This window comes from Methanoculleus sp. MH98A, from assembly GCF_000691865.1.
Classification (GTDB): domain Archaea; phylum Halobacteriota; class Methanomicrobia; order Methanomicrobiales; family Methanoculleaceae; genus Methanoculleus.
In genome coordinates this window covers 1-585 of the sequence record NZ_JMIO01000247.1, presented here as the reverse complement: position 1 = coordinate 585, position 585 = coordinate 1, and the positions used below count along the sequence as shown (strand labels likewise).

Annotated in this window: 2 protein-coding genes; one reads left to right on the top strand and one right to left on the bottom strand. The window is 45.0% G+C overall.

The window, feature by feature from the left end; genetic code table 11:
* A partial coding sequence (locus EI28_RS14240; protein ID WP_155937462.1) for a hypothetical protein occupies nt 1-228 on the bottom strand: 228 nt, incomplete at its 3' end.
* Nucleotides 229-377: 149 nt separating this feature from the next.
* On the opposite strand from EI28_RS14240, the gene EI28_RS15185 reads away from it, so the two are divergent.
* The coding region (locus EI28_RS15185; RefSeq protein ID WP_048115444.1) for a hypothetical protein at nt 378-585 on the top strand (208 nt) is incomplete at its 3' end.

The window sequence follows — 585 nt, the reverse complement described above, 5'->3', positions numbered from 1 at the left end:
TTTAGTCCCCTTTTCTCCGTATAATTCGTATGCCTGCATCCAGTTCCAGGGTAACGTATCTGAATCAGAATATGTCTCTTCAGCATCTGAAATATATGCGGCTGCACCTCCTACCGCTAACCTCGCCATTGCTGCCTTAGGAAGACTCTTAATAGCACCCACACAACCCGAAGAACTACAGGCCACGATTACAAGCACTATCAGCAGGATGATTAATTTCTTCTTCATTGGATTGAGAATCAGACTGCACCCATATAACTATTTATATTTGCGCACGACCCCTACACGCCCCTTATCCACATCCGTTGCTAAAACAGGGCCATGTGCTATGAAAGAAAAATGCGGAAGATATATTATCTTCTGACTGATTTGGGATTATGGAAGAGTATGATTGGTTTGGACACTGGATGTGGATCACTGCCATCCTATCGCTGGTTTTGTGGATGCTGTTGTTATGGGGAGCGACCGCTACAGGTAGCGCTCTACTATCTCTGTTGTCGACAATAGTGCTAATAATCTGCTTTTGGTCGTGGGGTTACTCGATGCTGACCGGTTTCTTCTTGTTCTTCATCGAGAATCGGAGAG